Genomic DNA, 18,156 nt, shown 5'->3' with positions numbered 1-18,156 from the left:
TAAATTCAAGTGAAATAAATTCTAATTTTTGTTAATGTATTGTATTTATTGGAATTTTTATTAAATATCGAGCTTGAAAAAATGTAAAATGTTATTGTATTACTATACTTGTATTAATATTTAAAATGATAAAAAATTACAGTTTTATAGGGGGGGGAATATTATTATGGAGTGGAAACGTTCCATATGCTTTTTAGCTATATTTTCTTTTATTTTTTCTTCAAGTACATCCGCCCAAGCAAATGTCGTGGAACCAGTTTTAAAAAATGTACGAAGTTATAAAATTTATTATGGTGAAGCAAATGAGCAAGTAATTGAGGGACTTTCAAAGTATGACATGGTCATTATAGAGCCATATGCATTTTCGAAAGAGCAAGTTCAGCAATTAAAAAAATCAGGAACAGTAGTCCTTGGGTATGTTAGTGTTTTAGAATTAGAATCGTGGCATAAATCGCAAGTAGTTGAATCAGACTATTATTATCGAGACGGTAAGAAAATGAAGATTGAGCAGTGGGATACATATATTATGAATTTAGCTGATGAACATTACCGGCGGATTGTTGTAAATAAAGTGAAACAGCAAGTTATTGGAAAAGGAATAGACGGTGTGTTTTTAGATACCGCTGGTGATATTGACGACTATTTTTATGATCAGCCAGTTACACAAGGGAAATTTCGCGAAGCATATGTAAATTTATTAAAAGAAATAAAAGGTGTTGATTCTGATTTGCTTCTTATACAGAATTGGGGATTTGACACAATCAAAAATACATCCTTGAATTTTATACATGGTGTATTGTGGGAGGACTTCAATAAACAAGTTATTACGAAAGATGAATGGAGTCAAAATTGGATGCGCTATTTTAAACAACAAAGTAATAAGATTGTAACGTTTACCGTTACTCCAAATACCGTATCTAAAAAATATAGTTCTATAAATGGATTTATTCCTACAATTAATCCGAATGATATTTATGATAAATAGCAATTATTAGGGATGAGAAACTATCAATATTGAATATGAAAGTTTAGGTCAGTATACGATTATCTTATAAAGATGAATGTATTACTGACTAGCTCATTTTATAATATTCCATGTTAGAAATTAGTAGAATAAGATAGAAAAAGTGCATTATCCTATTAATTTTTATAGAAATAAAAAACGTAATATTTAAAATAACATCAATACTTGTGTCATGGTTAGAGTACGTTTATAATCAAGGAATCCTATTAATGTTCTAATAGGGTTATTTATGATTGAAAGCGTTTTAAATTTGGTGTTCTTCAAGGTAGGAAGTCTGACCTATTTGGATTAAAAATTATGTATGTAGTTTTAAATAGGAAGAAAAATAATAAAGAATCACTTTATATTGTGGGGAGGTTAAAAGTGTGAAAGGGAAAGACTTTCACACGAATACATATGGGTTACGTAGGATTATTACTTTCGGGTGCAGCTTTATTTTTAAATAGTCTTGTTATATTAGGAAAAGCAGAGATGAAAAGTGCAGGTGTTTTTAATTTATTTGTGGGTGCACTACAAATTATTATTCCGTTCTATTTAATCATGATTTCTGATCAAAGTAATTGGACGGTATATTCATATGCAGCTACTTTCTTATTCGGATTAACCTATTTATATGTAGGTGTTACTTTTATAAAAGGAATGGATAGTAGCGGTTTAGGTTGGTTCTGCATTTGGGTAGCAATTATTGCTTTATTCTATATGGTTGTTTCATTTGTTCAATTCCACGATGTTGTGAATGCGTTAACGTGGTTTATGTGGGCATTACTTTGGTATTTATTTTTTGTATTAAATACACAAAAAAAGAACATCAATCAATATCTTGGCAGGATTGCCTTCGTACAATCATGGGTAACATTGACGTTACCTTCACTCTTTTATTTTATGGGAGTATGGGGAGAGGGATTCATATATGAATTATGGGTTTATGTATCTGTAATTTCTATTTTATACTTCTGTTATTGTATTTATAAATATCGAGTACGTTAATATATTTTTTGTAGAAAAGCATGGAATCGTTAAACGAATTCCATGCTTTTTATATGTTAGCATTTATAATAGAGAGGTAGTATTTTACAATTTTCTAAAATGGGGATGATGAAGTTGAAAAAAGTATTGGTGCTAGGGGGAACAAGATTTTTTGGTAAACATTTAGTAGAAGCACTTTTGCAAGAGGGGCACGATGTAACGATTGCGACGAGAGGAATTACGGAAGATTCTTTTGGAAGTGCAGTAAAAAGACTTATTGTAGATAGAGAAGATGAAAAACAACTAGCAGAGCGTCTAGAAGATAAAAGTTATGATATTGTATACGATAATTTATGCTATAGCTCGAATGCAGCGAAGATAATATGTGAAGTGTTACGAGGGAAAACGAAGAAATATGTTATGACATCTTCAATGGCTGTCTATGAACCTGCACTAAGCTTATCAGAAGAAGACTTTAATCCGTACGAGTATGCAATCGCGTATGGAGATAGGAATGACTTCAATTATGGTGAAGGAAAGAGATTAGCCGAAGCCGTTGTATTTCAACAAGCAACATTCCCAGTTGTTGCAGCTCGTTTTCCGGTTGTTATTGGAGAAAACGATTATACGAAAAGGTTACAATTTTACGTTGAACATATCGTGAGAGAAGAACCTGTCGCAGTGAATCATCTAGATGGAAAGTTGTCGTTTATACATGAAGAAGAAGCAGGGGGATTTTTAGTTTGGTGCGGGATGAAAGACATAGAAGGGCCAATTAATGCTTGTAGCAACGGGGCAGTTTCTGCTCGGGACATTATTCATTTCATAGAAGAAACTACGGGAATAAAAGCACTTGTTCAAGAAGCAGTAGACAATGTAGCGCCTTATAATGAAGTGACTAATTGTACATTACATAATGGAAAAGCTAATGAATTAGGATTCCCGTTCCGAGAGTTGAAAATAGAAATAGAAAAAGTATTACGTTATTACATACATGCAATGAAATAATCATAAATCCCCCGGTGGCAATCCGGGGGATTCTGGAGGATTTCGACAATACTAATTTTACATTACCAAACTTACCTTATACGCACGACTAATGTTTTTGTGATTGAATTGCTTGTAAATACTTTTCATTTACCCGGTCCCAGTTCACTGTATGCCACCAGTTGGTAACAAATTCTGGGCGGCGATTTTGGTACTTTAAATAATAGGCATGTTCCCATACATCAATGACGAGTAATGGAATCTTACCTTCTTGTAAAGGTGTATCTTGATTAGGTGTACTCATTACAGTAAGTTCTTCACCATCAAGGACAAGCCAGCCATAACCACTTCCAAAACGGCTAATTGCTGCTTTAGACAGTTGATCTTTTAAGTTGTCAAAGGTATTGAAATAATAATCAATTACTTTTGCAACGTCTCCATTAGGCTCGCCGCCACCCCGTGGGCTCATTACTTCCCAAAAAAGACTATGACAATAATGTCCACCACCGTTATTTCTTACAGCTGTAACAATTTCCTTTGGTAAAGTGTCTAAATTACATAGTAACTCTTCTAAAGATTTATTATGTAATTCCGAATAGTTTTCTAATGCAGCATTCAAATTATTTACGTATGTCGCATGGTGCTTCCCGTGATGAATAGAAAGTGTGTTGCTATCGATATATGGCTCTAGTTCATCATAGTCATATGAAAGCTTTGGCAATTGAAATGAAGACATGACATTCCCTCCTTTCCTTCTAAAAGTTGGTCTAGGTAAAAATAATTTACCTGAGTCAAAAATACACCTATTTTTTATACAAGTCAATAGTAATCTCTTTAATTTTCTGAAAAATATTACAATAAAAGTAACACTTCGACTTTCATTTGTGACTCTTATTCTTTTTGCTTATACTGTAAAGTAGAACGTTTTGTTGAAATAGAAGGAGATCGTTTATGAGTAAAACGAAACAATTAATAGAGGAAGCGAGTCATTTTATTACGATTTGCTATAAAGAGCTTAATAAAGAACAATTCATAGAAGAACGCATGAAAGAAATTCAAGTTGAGATAGAGAAGACAGGGACATATGAGCATACATTTGAAGAACTTGTTCATGGATCGCGAATGGCATGGCGCAATAGTAATCGGTGTATCGGAAGACTATTTTGGAGTAAGATGCACATATTAGATGCACGTGAAGTAAATGATGCGGAAGGTGTATATAATGCATTAATTCATCATATTCAATATGCAACGAACGACGGGAAAGTGAAACCGACAATTACAATTTTTAAGCAATATCAAGGTGAAGAAAATAATATAAGAATTTATAATCATCAATTAATTCGATATGCAGGATATAAAACAGAAATGGGATTGATTGGTGACTCTCATTCCACTGCGTTTACAGATTTTTGTCAGGAACTTGGCTGGCAAGGGGAAGGCACGAATTTTGATGTATTGCCACTTGTGTTTTCTATAGATGGAAAAGCGCCTATATATAAAGAAATTCCGAAAGAAGAAGTAAAAGAAGTGTCAATTGAACATCCAGAATACCCGATTTCATCACTTGGAGCAAAATGGTATGGGGTTCCAATGATTTCAGATATGCGCTTAGAAATTGGCGGTATTTCCTATACAGCAGCTCCGTTTAATGGATGGTATATGGGAACAGAGATTGGGGCACGTAACTTAGCAGATTATGATCGTTATAATTTACTTCCGGCAGTTGCGGAAATGATGGATTTGGATACATCGAGAAATGGTACGTTATGGAAAGATAAGGCGCTAGTTGAATTAAACGTGGCTGTTTTATATTCCTTTAAAAAACAAGGAGTGAGTATTGTTGACCATCATACTGCGGCACAACAATTTCAGCAATTTGAGAAGCAAGAAGCTGCCTGTGGTCGTGTTGTAACGGGCAATTGGGTTTGGCTCATTCCGCCGTTATCTCCAGCTACCACCCATATTTATCATAAACCGTATCCGAATGAGATTTTGAAGCCGAATTTCTTTCATAAATAGTTTGTAGTATAGGGCATTTTCTGTAAAAATATAATTTTTTTAACTACTGTTACGTAGCAAATGGAAGCCTTTACCCTCGGTTATTTTTGGAAGGAGCTTTTTGAACCAAGGAGTTCCTTATGTTATAATCAAATTTCTGTTTCGAAGACCTTATAGAAATATAAGGTCTTTTATTTTGCTTTTTTATGTAATAGAAATAGAAATTTTCTTTTAAATAAGGGATTTAGCATATTTTTAGGGACAACATAAGTGTGTAGGAAATAGATAAATTATTATTCTTATATAATCATTGTGTTTTGGGTGTAAACAATAAAACATAATAAAGTTGTTTTTTTAGATTGCTGAGGAAGGAGGAAGTGTAAATGAGGATGAAGAGTCGAAAAACGGATTGGCCTGTATTTCTTATTAGTGGTGGCTCACTTTTATTATTTGTAATTGCGGTTTTTTTAAATAAAAGTTACGTAGAGGGAGCCATTAATAGTAGTTTTGCAGCTTCAATTAAATATTTTGGTGCCTTTTGGCAAGTTTTATTAATTGGTACATTTATTGTTGCAATGTGTATGGCGTTCTCGAAATATGGGAGAGTTAAACTTGGGGGATTAGAAAAACCTGAGATTAGTACAGCAAAATGGCTTGCTATTATTATGTCTACATTACTTGCCGGGGGTGGCGTTTTTTGGGCAGCAGCAGAGCCTATGTACCATTTGATGACGGTGCCACCAATACATGAAGGTATATCTGCTGGAACGAAAGAAGCGGTCATGCCTGCTTTGGCGCAAAGTTATATGCATTGGGGTTTCTTGGCTTGGACGATTTTAGGTACAATTAGTGCGGTAGTTATGATGTATGGGCATTATCATAAAGGTATGCCGTTAAAACCTCGAACGCTTTTATATCCTATTTTTGGTGAGAAATTGCGAAAGAGTTTGCTTGGAACAATGATTGATGCATTTGCCATTATTGCGGTAGCTGCAGGGACGATTGGACCAATCGGATTTTTAGGCTTACAAGCAAGTTATGGCCTACAAGCATTGTTTAATATTCCTGATGTTTTTACTACTCAATTAGCAATTATTATTTGTGTAGTTGCGGTTTCTACTATATCTGCAGTAACAGGAATTAATAAAGGGATTCAAATTATAAGCGATTTAAATGTTAAATTAGCGATTTTATTAATGGTATTTGTATTATTATGTGGACCAGGTGGATTTATTATTGATTCGTTTGTATCTTCGTTTGGATTTTATATAAATGAATTTATTCCAATGAGCACATACCGCGGTGATACAGGTTGGTTAGGATCGTGGACAATCTTTTTCTGGGGGTGGTTTATTGGATATGGACCGATGATGGCAATTTTAGTGAGCCGCATTTCAAGAGGAAGAACAATTCGAGAAATCATCGTTGCAATTGGAATTATTGCACCTATTATTACAACGTTTTGGTTTACTATACTAGGGGGATCAGGTGTGTTTTATGAGTTAATGAATCCTGGTTCTATATCGACCGCATTAAGTGCATCTGGTATGCCAGCTGCTATGATTGCAATTACAGAGCAACTGCCACTCTCTCATATTATTGGACCGGCATTTCTTTTATTAACAATTTTATTTGTAGTGACAACAGGAGATTCAATGGCTTATTCGATTTCGATGGCAGTGACTGGAGACGGAGATCCTAGAATTAGCTTACGAATTTTTTGGTCGCTTATTATGGGAGCAGTTGCGGCAATTCTTTTATATATGGGTGAGGGAAGTATTAATGCATTGCAATCATTCATCGTAGTAACAGCTGTCCCGGTATCCGTTCTGTTGTTCCCAATGCTATGGCTAGCGCCTAAAGTGGCAGGGGAACTAGCATTAAAACAAGGTATTGTAAAAGAAGAAGAGCAAACTTCTTTCTTGTTCCAAAAAGCTAGTAGATCAAAATAAATAATTGTATATTTTATATCAAAAGAGGAAGCATTTCATTAGAGATGCTTCCTCTTTGCTATTTATATAACTATCTTTCTTGAAGGAAGATCGTAACACTGTGTAGTTTCAATCTATTCTAATACTTTATCCTTCGTCTCTGGGACAAATAATAGCATTGTAACTAAACCGATTGGATAGATAATGAAGATAAGAGATAATGCCCCCATTACATTACCACCTGCAGCAAGTAATCCGATAATAACAGGTCCAAAGCCAGCTAAACCACGTCCAGTACCGAAAATAAAGTTTTCTGCTGTAGAACGAGCTTCAGCGGGATAGTTTTCAGCTAAAATTGCTCCGAATCCTCCCATCATGCCATTTGCAAAGAATCCAAGCAAAGCACTTCCCCATAGCAATAATGTTGAATCTGTGAATAAGAAGAAGTAAATGAGACAGTATATAGTACCACCAACATAATAGATTGTAAAAGTTTTACGGCGACCAATTTTATCGGCTAGAATACCAAAAGTTGCAATTCCAATGAGCATGCCAATCGTAGAGATGAACATCCAACCGCTCGCTTTTGCTAATGTGTAGTTATATTTATTCGCCAAAATAGTTGGCATCCATGTAAAGATTCCATAGTATCCGAAGTTCTGGATGAATGACATAATAATAAGACCAATTGTTGTTAGCGTTACTTTTTTATTTGCAAATAGCTTTCGAAGTGGGAACTTTTTCATTTGCTTTAATTGCTCTGCCTCAGTAGTTGTTAAATTACCTTCAGCTTCTTTTTGTAACAATTCTTTTTTGTATCGTTGTTTTTGTTCCCATATTTTCGGTTCACTTAAACTTTTTCGGACATAGACAGCTAGTAGTGCGGGAATGAGTCCAAATAAGAAAACGGCTCTCCATCCAAAGTGTGGAACGATAAATGCTGGTAGGAGTGAAGCGACTAGTACGCCGAATTGCCATCCAAGTGCCACAACGGATGTTGCCTTTGCGCGCATTTCTTTCGACCATGTTTCAGTTACGATGGCCATCCCAATTCCGAATTCACCACCAACTCCCATTCCTACTAAAAAGCGAAGAATTAATAATTGCCAATAATCTGTTGCGAAATAAATAAGTGCTGTCGCGAGTGAAAATAGTAAGATTGTGAAGGCCATCGTACGGATACGCCCAAATAAATCAGCAATAAATCCAAATAAATAAGACCCAATTAGCATTCCTATTGTAGTAGCTAAAGTTAAGTTCCCACCTTCAACAGGGCTTAAATGAAATTCTTTTAAAATGTAGACGAGCACGAAAGATAAGAGCAACATATCTAAGCCTTCTGCTGCATATCCTAGCGCAGACCCAAATAGTGTTTTATACCTTTTCTCTTTCGTCTCCTCTGTTGTTGATTGTACATCAGTAGTGACGTTCATCATTATTCCTCCTTATTTTCTTCTACAGTCGCTATGGAAGAATAACAAAAGGCCTTCTCACCTGATATGATGAGAAGGCCAAAAAAGCATACGTATTCCTAGAAAAGAACATACGTATATTGTATTCCGACTTCCTTCTCAACCTCACGGGGTTGGGTTAAAGGACTGTATTATATTACTTTATTTTTAGCACTCTTCTATTAGATTGTCAAATAAAGAGGGAATTGTTATGTGTAAAATATTGCAAAAGGTATTTCATTCTTCTTGACGCCCACTTCACTATTTTCCGATAATAAAACTAACTACTATAAAAAGGAATGAATCACAGATGCTAAATTTAGTACTTATGATGATTGAACGCGTCGGACTTATTGTTATTTTAGGATTTTTACTTTCGCATATTAAAACATTCAGGCGCCTTCTTCATAAGCAAGATGGTTATGTAGATAAGCTTAAGCTTATTTGTATTTTTTCGGTGTTTACAATTGTAAGCAATTACACTGGGATTGAAATAGCGGGTAATACGATTATGAATGAAAATTGGCTACAGGGTGTTTCTTCATCGAGCACAATCGCGAATACACGTATTATGGGTGTTGGAATTAGTGGATTGCTTGGCGGACCTATCGTTGGAATTGGAGTAGGATCGATTGCTGGTATTCACCGTTATATGCTTGGCGGGACGACTGCACTAAGTTGTGCAATCTCTTCAATTTTAGCGGGGGTTATAACAGGTTATATTGGATACATTTTCAAAAAGTATAATCGTACAATTACGCCTAAATTTTCAGCGGTTTTAAGTGTGTTTATCGTTTCTTTAGAAATGATTATGATCTTATTAATTGTAGAGGATGGAATGAGTATTGTGAAAACAATTGCGATACCAATGATCCTTGTAAATAGCTTTGGAAGTTTTATTTTACTTTCTATGATACAAGCTATTTTGCGCCAGGAAGAGAATGCAAAGGCACTTCAGACTCATAAGGTATTACGTATTGCAGATAAAACGTTACCGTATTTTCGCCAAGGCTTAACAGAAGAATCGTGTAAGCATGTGGCACAAATTATTCACCGCTTTACAGGAACTGATGCGGTATCCTTAACAGATACAGAGAAAATATTAGCTCATGTTGGATTAGCATCAGATCACCATATTCCTTCACATAGTTTAATAACTGGTTTGTCGAAAGAAGTGTTACACACAGGAAAAATAATGAAAGCAAAATCACGTGAGGTCATTAATTGTCAACATGAAGGATGCCCTTTGCAAGCGGCGATTGTTATTCCACTAACTTCACATGGAAATACGATAGGGACATTAAAACTGTATTTCAAAAATCCTAACCAGTTAAGTCGTGTGGAAGAGGAATTAGCAGAAGGGTTAGCAAAAATATTCTCTACACAACTTGAATTAGGGGAAGCTGAGTTGCAAAGTAAATTATTGCAAGATGCGGAAATAAAGGCATTACAAGCACAAATTAACCCACACTTTTTATTTAATGCGATTAATACAGTATCAGCTTTATGCCGAACAGATGTAGAAAAAGCAAGGAAGTTATTATTACAGCTTAGTGTGTATTTCCGTTGTAATTTACAAGGGGCACGTCAGTTATTGATTCCACTAGAACAAGAATTAAACCATGTACAGGCATACTTATCGCTAGAACAAGCAAGGTTTCCAAATAAGTATGAAGTAAAGGTGTATATTGAGGATGAGCTAAAGACAACTTTAGTACCACCATTTGTTCTTCAACTATTGGTTGAAAATGCGTTGCGACACGCTTTCCCGAAGAAGCAACCAGTATGCCAAGTGGAAGTGCATGTTTTTGAAAAAGAGGGTATGGTTCATTTTGAAGTAAAAGATAATGGGCAAGGAATTGAGGAAGAACGTTTAGAACAATTAGGAAAGATGGTAGTTTCGTCCAAGAAAGGGACTGGAACAGCTTTATATAATATTAATGAACGTCTTATTGGGCTATTTGGAAAAGAAACGATGCTTCATATCGAAAGTAAATTAAACGAGGGGACAGAGATTACTTTTGTTATTCCAAAAAAGTAGGGGAGGAAGAGCAGATTGTTAAAAGTACTAGTAGTTGATGATGAAATGTTAGCACGCGATGAACTAAAGTATTTATTAGAAAGAACGAAGGAAGTTGAGATAATTGGTGAGGCTGATTGTGTAGAGGACGCATTAGAAGAGCTAATGAAAAACAAACCAGATATTGTTTTCCTAGATATTCAGTTATCTGATGATAACGGATTTGAAATCGCGAATATATTAAAGAAGATGAAAAATCCACCTGCCATTGTATTTGCGACTGCCTATGATCAATACGCGTTGCAAGCATTTGAAGTAGATGCGTTAGACTATATTTTAAAGCCATTTGATGAAGAACGTATTGTACAAACATTAAAGAAGTATAAAAAACAAAAGCAGTCACAAATAGAAACGAAGCAAGAAATAAAAGGGGCAGATGTAACGGCAGATATGCATAAATTAGCATTACCAATTGAAGAATCAATCGTACTTGTGAATATTGAAGATATTATATATGTAGGACTTGTGGATGGAAAAGTAACAGTAAAAACAATGAGGGACACATATATAACACACGATACACTTGTGATTTTGGAAAAGAAGTTGCCGCAAGCAAGTTTTATGCGTGTACATCGTAGCTTCATTGCAAATATTAATCATATTACTGAAATCCAGCCGTGGTTCAATTCTACTTATAATTTAATTATGAAAGAAGGATCAAAAGTACCTGTTAGTCGTACATATGCAAAAGAACTCAAGAAGCTGCTTCGTATTTAAGAAGCAGCTTTTGTATTTCATCCTTTTATATTTGTAACTGATTCTGTATATTTGACGTTCTATTATGTAAACGCTTACTAAGACGGTTATATCCTATACAATAAAGGTACCAAATCGAAAGAGGTGGCCAAAATGAGTACGAAAAAAGTATATAGTTTCTTATCACAAGCATTCATATTCTCAGCTATTATGTTAATTTCTAATATTATTGCAACACATTTACCAATTCCGATGCCTTCATCGGTAATCGGGTTAGTCATTTTATTTAGTCTATTATGTTTAAAGGTTATTAAATTGGAACAAGTTGAATCACTTGGAACAGCTTTAACAGGTATTATCGGATTCCTTTTCGTCCCATCAGGTATTTCGGTTATTAATTCTCTTGGTGTAATGGGACAATATTTTGTACAAATTTTAACTGTAATTGTTGTCGCAACAGTTATTTTACTCGCTGTAACAGGATTATTTGCACAATTTATTTTAGGAAAAGATAAAAAAGAAACAGAAGATACAAAAGAATTGAAAGTAGTAAATAAAGGACGCAAGCACGGAAAAGTTGCGTAACCATTTTAGTATATATTGTTAGGAGGGAATGAACATGGCAAGCACAATGACTCCATATTTCGGAATCGTCGTTTCATTAATCGCATACGGAATCGGAACATTATTATTCAAGCATTCAAAAGGGTTCTTCTTATTCACACCATTATTCGTAGCGATGGTATTAGGGATTGTCTTTTTAAAAGTAGGTAACTTTACTTTCGAAGAATATAATACTGGTGGAAAAATGATTAGCTTTTTCTTAGAGCCAGCAACAATCGCGTTTGCAATTCCATTATATAAACAAGTGGATAAGTTGAAAAAATATTGGTGGCAAATTTTATCAGCTATCGTGGTTGGATCTATTTGTTCAGTAATTGTCGTGTTCATTGTTGCAAAAGCAATTGGCCTAGATACAGCAGTAATGAATTCAATGTTACCACAAGCGGCAACAACAGCAATTGCATTACCAATCTCTGAAAGTATTGGTGGTATACCAGCAATTACATCATTTGCAGTAATCTTTAACGCAGTCATCGTATACGCATTAGGAGCGTTATTCTTAAAAACATTTAGAGTGAAACATCCAATTGCAAAAGGTTTAGCACTTGGAACAGCAGGTCATGCATTAGGAGTGGCAGTAGGAATTGAAATGGGTGAAGTAGAGGCAGCTATGGCAAGTATTGCTGTAACAGTAGTTGGAGTTGTAACGGTAGTTGTCATACCGATGTTCATGCCATTCATTGGATAGTAAAACTTACTTAAAAAATGAGAAAAGCAAGCTATTTGTAGGACAGATTTCTACTGATAGCTTGCTTTTTATGTTACAGTAGTGGTAAGACCTATTGTGACAAAATGTAAGTTTCCTTAAATCTTCATTAATACTGTGTAGAATACGTTTTGAATTAGGTCATTGTATTGTAAAATAAGAAGTAAGCTACTATAGATCTGCTAAGGTAGGCGTATAATGAGCTTATAAAAATCTTAATATGAATGAATAATTAAAAGTAGAAAAGAGAGAAAAATCTACTTATTAACGTTTTACTTTATAGGACAGGAGAGAGTACTCGTCGATTATGCAAATAAAAAACCTGTTTCAAAGCAAAGGATTTCAGAGGTTACTCGTATTAGTAATACTTGCTCTCGTGTTATACGGGCTGCAAAGTATGTTGAATTTAATTTTAATTACGTTTATTCTTACGTATTTAATGGATCGATTCCAAAAGTTTATTTCCCGCAAATTAGATCATTTCATGCCCATTAATCGAAAACTCATTATAGCATTTCTATATGTCATGTTAATTGGTGGAATTGCTATTACGCTATTTAAATATTTACCAGTATTAACGATACAAATTTCACAATTGATTTATCAATTTAACGTATTTTTAAGAAACCCACCGGACAGTGAATTAATTAAGTATGCAGTTAATGCTGTTAATCATATGGAACTTTCGAAGTATGTAGGACAAGGCGTTGACATTTTGTATAAATCGATTACGAATGTTGGGAAATTTGGCCTTCAAGTGTTACTTTCTTTAATTTTAAGTTTATTTTTCTTATTGGAGAAAGCTCGTATCGTTGCTTTTACTGCAAAATTTAAAGAGAGCAGACTTGCAATTTTCTATACTGAAATCGAGTACTTCGGTAAGAAATTTGCACGTTCATTCGGAAAAGTAATTGAGGCACAATTTTTAATTGCAGTTGTTAACTGCGTTTTATCCGTTATTGCATTATGGATATTAGGATTCCCACAATTATTAGGTTTAGCGTTAATGATCTTCTTACTTGGTTTAATTCCAGTAGCTGGGGTTATCATTTCGTTATTCCCGCTTTGTATGATTGCTTACAATATCGGCGGTATTATGTACGTTGTTTATATTTTAGTTATCGTAACAGTCATTCATGCGCTTGAAAGTTACGTGTTAAATCCGAAGTTTATGTCGCAAAAAACAAACTTACCAATTTTCTATACGTTTATGGTATTAATCTTCTCGGAACACTTCTTAGGTGTATGGGGATTAATTATCGGTATTCCAATCTTCATTTTCTTATTAGATGTCTTAGATGTGACAAGTGATGAAATGGAGAAGGACGCTGGAAAAAAATAAAGTGAAGAGAAAAAAGCATCGATGTTCGATGCTTTTTCTTTTATAACATGATGTTTCTTATGCCATACTGTAAGGAGAAGATAGAATAGGGGTGAAAGAATGGCTGTAAATGAAAAGGTAGAATTAGCTACATTTGCTGGAGGGTGCTTCTGGTGTATGGTTTCGCCATTTGAAGAGATGGAAGGAATTATAAAGGTTGTTTCTGGCTATACAGGTGGTCATAAAGAGAATCCAACATATAAAGAAGTATGTTCAGAAACGACGGGACATTATGAGGCAGTACAAATTACATTTGATGCAAATAAAATGCCGTATGAGGAGTTATTAAATATATATTGGAGACAAATTGATCCGACTGATGTAGGTGGGCAATTCCACGATCGCGGACAGTCTTACGAAACAGTGATTTTTTATCATAATGAAGAACAACATAAAAAAGCAGAGGCTTCAAAAGAAGAGCTTGCAAGGAGTGGGCGCTTTTCAAAGCCGATTGCGACAAAAATATTGCCAGCTGCTACGTTTTATCCCGCAGAGGAATATCACCAAGGATATCATAAGAAAAATGAATTCCGCTACGAGTTATACCGTAAGGGCTCAGGGCGAGATGCGTTTATTAAGCAACATTGGCCAAAGGATAATGCTCATTTAAAGGAAAAACTCAGTGAGATGCAATTTTATGTAACACAGGAAAATGGTACAGAACCACCATTTCGAAATGAGTATTGGAATCATAAAGAAGAAGGTCTTTATGTAGATATCGTTTCAGGTGAACCTTTGTTTACTTCTCTAGATAAATTTGATAGTGGATGTGGATGGCCTAGTTTTACGAAGCCAGTTATGTCAGCTAGTGTGAAGGAAAAAATGGATGTGAGTCATAATATGACGCGTACAGAAGTGAGAAGTAAGGAAGGAGATTCACATCTCGGCCACGTATTTCCAGATGGTCCAGGACCAAATGGACTTCGCTATTGTATAAATTCAGCAGCTCTTCGATTTATTCCAACAGAGGAATTAGAAAAAGAAGGCTATGGTGATTTCCTAATCTTGTTTGGAAATAAAAAATAACCTCGCAGTTAGCGAGGTTATTTTTTTGTTACTTTACTTTTTTCTTTTTAAACTTGCTTAATATTTCATAAACGATTGGAACAATAAGAAGTGTTAATAATGTTGAACTTGTTAATCCACCAATTACTGTTACACCAAGTCCTTTAGAAATTAAGCCGCTACCTTCAAATCCTAATGCGAGCGGGATAAGAGCACCGATTGTTGCAATTGCAGTCATTAAAATCGGGCGAAGGCGTGTTGCACCAGCTTCTAATAAAGCTTCACGTGTTGATAGACCTTCATTTTCTTTATGAATAACGCGGTCGATAAGCACGATTGCGTTTGTTACAACGATACCGATTAACATAAGGGCACCGATCATTGCAGAGACACTTAACGTTTCACCAGAGATTAATAAGGCAACAAGGGCTCCAATGATTGTAAATGGTAGCGAGAATAAAATTGCGAATGGTGCAAGAGCACCGCCAAATGTAACGACAAGAACGAAGTATACAATAGCAATCGCAGCTAACATCGCTAAGCCAAGTTGCTTGAATGATTCTTCAATATCTTTTGTAACGCCTCCCATAGAAACATCTACGCCAGAAGGAAGATCCATTTTATCTACTTCTTTTTGAACCGCGGCGGATGCTTTTGAAACGTCATCAGATGTTAGTTTTGCACTTACTTCCGCATAAACACGGCCATCGCGGTGTTTCACTGTATTCGAAGTTTCTCCTTCTTTTACAGTCATCACATCTTTTACAGCCACTTCATTACCAAGCGGCGTTGTAATTTTACGATTTGTTAAGTCATCGATTGTTTCATAATTTTGTTTTTCAGCTTCTACATATACATTGATATCTTTACCGTCTTTTTTAATTGTTGTCAGAACAGGGCGATCATGTTGATTAGAAAGTCCCATTCCAATTTGTGCAGCCGTTAGACCCATTTTACTTAGCTTTTCCTGATCTGCGACTAAAGTGTATTCTGCGTATGTTTTTGCAATACTAGAGTCTATATCTTTTAAGTCTTTGTTTTTCTTCATTATGTTTTGAATATCTTTTACGACAGGCTTAATGTCTTCTGAGCTATCTCCGTAAACGTATAACTTGATTTCGTTACTACCGCCACTTGCTCCGAAGTCTTGGTTTTTCCATTCGCCTTTTCCAGACATTTTCTGTAAATCTTTAACGACTTGTTCTTTCTCTTTTTCGAAGTTTTTCGTGTCGTTATCATATTGTACGAAGAACATTGCCTGATTTGATTGACCAGGACTCATTGGGTTTTCGCCACCTAATGAGAATTGAATTGTTTTGACGTCTTTATTATTTTGGAAGTGCTTCTCAGCTTTCGTTGCAATTTTTTCAACGTCTTCTAACGTTTGACCTGGTTCAGGGTTGTACGTTGCAATAATCATTTTTTCTTCTTCAGATGGTAAGAAACTTACACCGATAATTGGAACAAGTGCAAGACTACCAACTAATAGAAGGACAGCAATACTTGATGTGATGATTTTATGATTTAAAGCCCATGCAAGTATACGTTTATAACCGTTTGCTAATTTACTTGGTTTTTCTTCATGATGTACTTCTTTTTCTCTCATGCTCTCTTTTTTAAATAAAGAATGAGCTAGCATCGGTACGATTGTAACTGCTACTAGTAACGATGCTAATAAAGCGAAGACGATAGTTAAGGCGAATGGTAAGAACATTTCACCAATCATACCTTTTACTAGTCCAAGCGGTAAAAATACAGCAATTGTTACAATGGTAGAAGACATAATCGGAATAAACATTTCTTTCGTAGCTTCACGAATTAAATCTTTCCCGCGTAGTTTCTCTCCTGATAACGACATACGTCGGTAAATATTTTCAATAACAACAATGGAGTCATCCACAACGCGCCCGATAGCGACTGTCATTGCTCCAAGCGTCATAATGTTAAGTGTAATATCCATTTGCTTTATGACTAATACAGCAATTAATAAAGAAAGTGGTATGGAAACGACAGAGATTAATGTTGTTCGGATATTTCGTAGGAACAGCATAATAATAACAATCGCAAAAATAGCACCAAAAATGGCTTTGCTCAGCATTGTTTCTACTGATTTCTCAATAGGTGCACCTTGGTCGAATGTTGAAATAATCTCTAAGTCTTTATATTTTTTCTCAAGTTCTTTTACTTTATCTTTCACTGCATTTACAACATCAACTGTGTTGGCGTCAGCAGCTTTGACAATTTGAATTCCAATTGCTTCTTTTCCATTTGTTCGAGAAATAGATTCTGCTTTTCCGACTTCCTTAATGTCAGCAATTTCGTCTAATGTAACTGTCGGAATCCCGTTCATAGCAGCTGGATTCATTTGTGGCATTTGTGCACCAGCTCCAGCAGTTTGACTACCTTGACCGCTTGCTGATGAAGGAGCAGCAGGGATTTTTAATTCTTTTAATGCTTTCATTGTTGTAATATTTCCATCTACAACAACTGATTTTTCTGTGTCTTTAAATGTATATAGGCCAAGTGGTAAAGATACGTCCGATCCTTTAATTACATTTTTTACAGTATCTTCACTTAAACCTAATTCTTTCATCTTATCTTTTTTAAAGACAAGTTGTACTTCATCTACTTGTTGACCTGAAATTTGAACAGATGCGACTCCATCAAGTCCTTTTAATCCTGGCACAACATTTTTTTCCACATTCTCAGTTAAGGTAGCTAAAGATTCATTTTTACTTGCTACGCTTAATGAAATAACAGGAAAGGCATTGAAGTTTACACGTGAAACTTTCGGGTCCTTTACGCCTTCTGGCAGTTTCACATTTGCGAGAGCTTCTTTTATTTCTGTTTCAGCCTTTTCCATATTTTTATCAAAATCATATTCTACCTGAATAGAAGATGCATTTTGATAAGATGATGAACTAACAACGTTTACACCACTTAAATTTTGCAGTTGCTCTTCCATCGGTTTTGAAACTTTATCAGCTACTTCTTCTGGTGTAGCACCAGGATAAACCGTGGTTACTGTTACAACAGGTGTTGTAATATCAGGAATTGTTTCCAGCTTCATATTCAGCCCAGAATAAATACCTGCAATGGTAACGATAATGGTTAGTAGCCAAACTGCGAACTTATTTTTTAACGAAAAATTAATAATTTTGTTCATGTTTGCGCTCCCTTTGTATTATATTGACCAACTGGTCAGTCTAATACATAATATAACTGACTGATTGGTCAGCCGTCAATGAAAAGGGATGGTATAATACATTCATAATAAGATGCGAGATTAAATTTAGGAGAGACA

The 18,156-nt window shown here is 35.1% G+C and carries 13 protein-coding genes and 1 pseudogene; 11 read left to right on the top strand and 3 right to left on the bottom strand.

The features are described from left to right. The first annotated feature begins 166 nt into the window (after window positions 1-166). From MR147_RS14495 to MR147_RS14485, 3 genes are all read left to right on the top strand, one after another. Window positions 167-985, top strand: coding sequence for an endo alpha-1,4 polygalactosaminidase (locus MR147_RS14495; protein ID WP_070807261.1), 819 nt, complete (start codon window positions 167-169; stop codon window positions 983-985). Window positions 986-1,420: 435 nt separating this feature from the next. Continuing rightward, complete coding sequence (locus MR147_RS14490) at window positions 1,421-2,011, top strand: AmiS/UreI family transporter (protein WP_070179574.1); 591 nt, start codon at window positions 1,421-1,423, stop codon at window positions 2,009-2,011. A gap of 105 nt (window positions 2,012-2,116) precedes the next feature. Continuing rightward, the gene (locus MR147_RS14485; RefSeq protein WP_074608128.1) at window positions 2,117-2,998 is read left to right on the top strand and encodes an NAD-dependent epimerase/dehydratase family protein; all 882 of its coding nucleotides are present in this window, start codon (window positions 2,117-2,119) and stop codon (window positions 2,996-2,998) included. A gap of 88 nt (window positions 2,999-3,086) precedes the next feature. Here MR147_RS14485 and sodA read toward each other — a convergent pair whose 3' ends face one another. Beyond that, on the bottom strand, window positions 3,087-3,713 hold the full coding sequence (gene sodA / locus MR147_RS14480; protein ID WP_000094044.1) for a superoxide dismutase [Mn]: 627 nt from the start codon (window positions 3,711-3,713) through the stop codon (window positions 3,087-3,089). 215 nt (window positions 3,714-3,928) lie between these two features. On the opposite strand from sodA, the gene MR147_RS14475 reads away from it, so the two are divergent. Together MR147_RS14475 and MR147_RS14470 are read left to right on the top strand one after the other, a co-directional pair. Then, entirely contained in the window at window positions 3,929-4,999 is a 1,071-nt protein-coding gene (locus tag MR147_RS14475; protein ID WP_074608013.1) for a nitric oxide synthase oxygenase, read from the top strand. 362 nt (window positions 5,000-5,361) lie between these two features. Next, window positions 5,362-6,930, top strand: coding sequence for a BCCT family transporter (locus tag MR147_RS14470; protein WP_242304454.1), 1,569 nt, complete (start codon window positions 5,362-5,364; stop codon window positions 6,928-6,930). Between the two features lie 113 nt (window positions 6,931-7,043). On the opposite strand, the gene MR147_RS14465 is transcribed toward MR147_RS14470, so the two are convergent. Continuing rightward, window positions 7,044-8,342 carry an MFS transporter gene (locus MR147_RS14465; RefSeq protein WP_001103431.1) on the bottom strand — a complete coding sequence of 433 codons (1,299 nt, stop codon included), beginning with the start codon at window positions 8,340-8,342 and terminating at the stop codon, window positions 7,044-7,046. 328 nt (window positions 8,343-8,670) lie between these two features. On the opposite strand from MR147_RS14465, the pseudogene lytS reads away from it, so the two are divergent. From lytS to msrB, 6 genes and pseudogenes are all read left to right on the top strand, one after another. Beyond that, a pseudogene (gene lytS, locus MR147_RS14460) lies at window positions 8,671-10,439 on the top strand (two-component system sensor histidine kinase LytS). Further along, window positions 10,417-11,157, top strand: coding sequence for a LytR/AlgR family response regulator transcription factor (locus MR147_RS14455; protein ID WP_000921833.1), 741 nt, complete (start codon window positions 10,417-10,419; stop codon window positions 11,155-11,157). The pseudogene lytS and the gene MR147_RS14455 overlap by 23 nt, the downstream one beginning before the upstream one ends. Before the next feature lie 132 nt (window positions 11,158-11,289). Further along, the gene (gene lrgA, locus MR147_RS14450; protein ID WP_000104902.1) at window positions 11,290-11,721 is read left to right on the top strand and encodes an antiholin-like murein hydrolase modulator LrgA; all 432 of its coding nucleotides are present in this window, start codon (window positions 11,290-11,292) and stop codon (window positions 11,719-11,721) included. A 34-nt stretch (window positions 11,722-11,755) separates the two neighbouring features. After that, entirely contained in the window at window positions 11,756-12,448 is a 693-nt protein-coding gene (gene lrgB / locus MR147_RS14445; RefSeq protein WP_000168869.1) for an antiholin-like protein LrgB, read from the top strand. A 325-nt stretch (window positions 12,449-12,773) separates the two neighbouring features. Beyond that, complete coding sequence (locus MR147_RS14440; protein WP_001166015.1) at window positions 12,774-13,808, top strand: AI-2E family transporter; 1,035 nt, start codon at window positions 12,774-12,776, stop codon at window positions 13,806-13,808. 99 nt (window positions 13,809-13,907) lie between these two features. Then, window positions 13,908-14,873 (top strand): peptide-methionine (R)-S-oxide reductase MsrB, encoded by a 966-nt coding sequence (gene msrB, locus MR147_RS14435; RefSeq protein ID WP_000290164.1) that lies wholly within the window; start codon window positions 13,908-13,910, stop codon window positions 14,871-14,873. A 28-nt stretch (window positions 14,874-14,901) separates the two neighbouring features. Here msrB and MR147_RS14430 read toward each other — a convergent pair whose 3' ends face one another. After that, on the bottom strand, window positions 14,902-18,018 hold the full coding sequence (locus tag MR147_RS14430) for an efflux RND transporter permease subunit (protein WP_242304453.1): 3,117 nt from the start codon (window positions 18,016-18,018) through the stop codon (window positions 14,902-14,904). Between the last annotated feature and the right edge of the window lie 138 nt (window positions 18,019-18,156).

The organism is Bacillus cereus group sp. BfR-BA-01350 (genome assembly GCF_022663775.1).
Taxonomy (GTDB): Bacteria; Bacillota; Bacilli; order Bacillales; family Bacillaceae_G; genus Bacillus_A; species Bacillus_A paranthracis.
The sequence above is the reverse complement of the archived record's forward strand: the minus strand, read 5'-3'. Positions and strand labels throughout refer to the sequence as shown.

Coding starts and splice junctions, on each gene's coding strand:
- MR147_RS14490 (WP_070179574.1), top strand. CDS start 1,421: ATGGGTTACGTAGGATTATTACTTTCGGGTGCAGCTTTATTTTTAAAT.
- lrgA (WP_000104902.1), top strand. CDS start 11,290: ATGAGTACGAAAAAAGTATATAGTTTCTTATCACAAGCATTCATATTC.
- MR147_RS14430 (WP_242304453.1), bottom strand. CDS start 18,018: ATGAACAAAATTATTAATTTTTCGTTAAAAAATAAGTTCGCAGTTTGG.
- sodA (WP_000094044.1), bottom strand. CDS start 3,713: ATGTCTTCATTTCAATTGCCAAAGCTTTCATATGACTATGATGAACTA.
- MR147_RS14440 (WP_001166015.1), top strand. CDS start 12,774: ATGCAAATAAAAAACCTGTTTCAAAGCAAAGGATTTCAGAGGTTACTC.
- lrgB (WP_000168869.1), top strand. CDS start 11,756: ATGGCAAGCACAATGACTCCATATTTCGGAATCGTCGTTTCATTAATC.
- MR147_RS14485 (WP_074608128.1), top strand. CDS start 2,117: ATGATGAAGTTGAAAAAAGTATTGGTGCTAGGGGGAACAAGATTTTTT.
- MR147_RS14475 (WP_074608013.1), top strand. CDS start 3,929: ATGAGTAAAACGAAACAATTAATAGAGGAAGCGAGTCATTTTATTACG.
- msrB (WP_000290164.1), top strand. CDS start 13,908: ATGGCTGTAAATGAAAAGGTAGAATTAGCTACATTTGCTGGAGGGTGC.
- MR147_RS14465 (WP_001103431.1), bottom strand. CDS start 8,342: ATGAACGTCACTACTGATGTACAATCAACAACAGAGGAGACGAAAGAG.
- MR147_RS14470 (WP_242304454.1), top strand. CDS start 5,362: ATGAGGATGAAGAGTCGAAAAACGGATTGGCCTGTATTTCTTATTAGT.
- MR147_RS14495 (WP_070807261.1), top strand. CDS start 167: ATGGAGTGGAAACGTTCCATATGCTTTTTAGCTATATTTTCTTTTATT.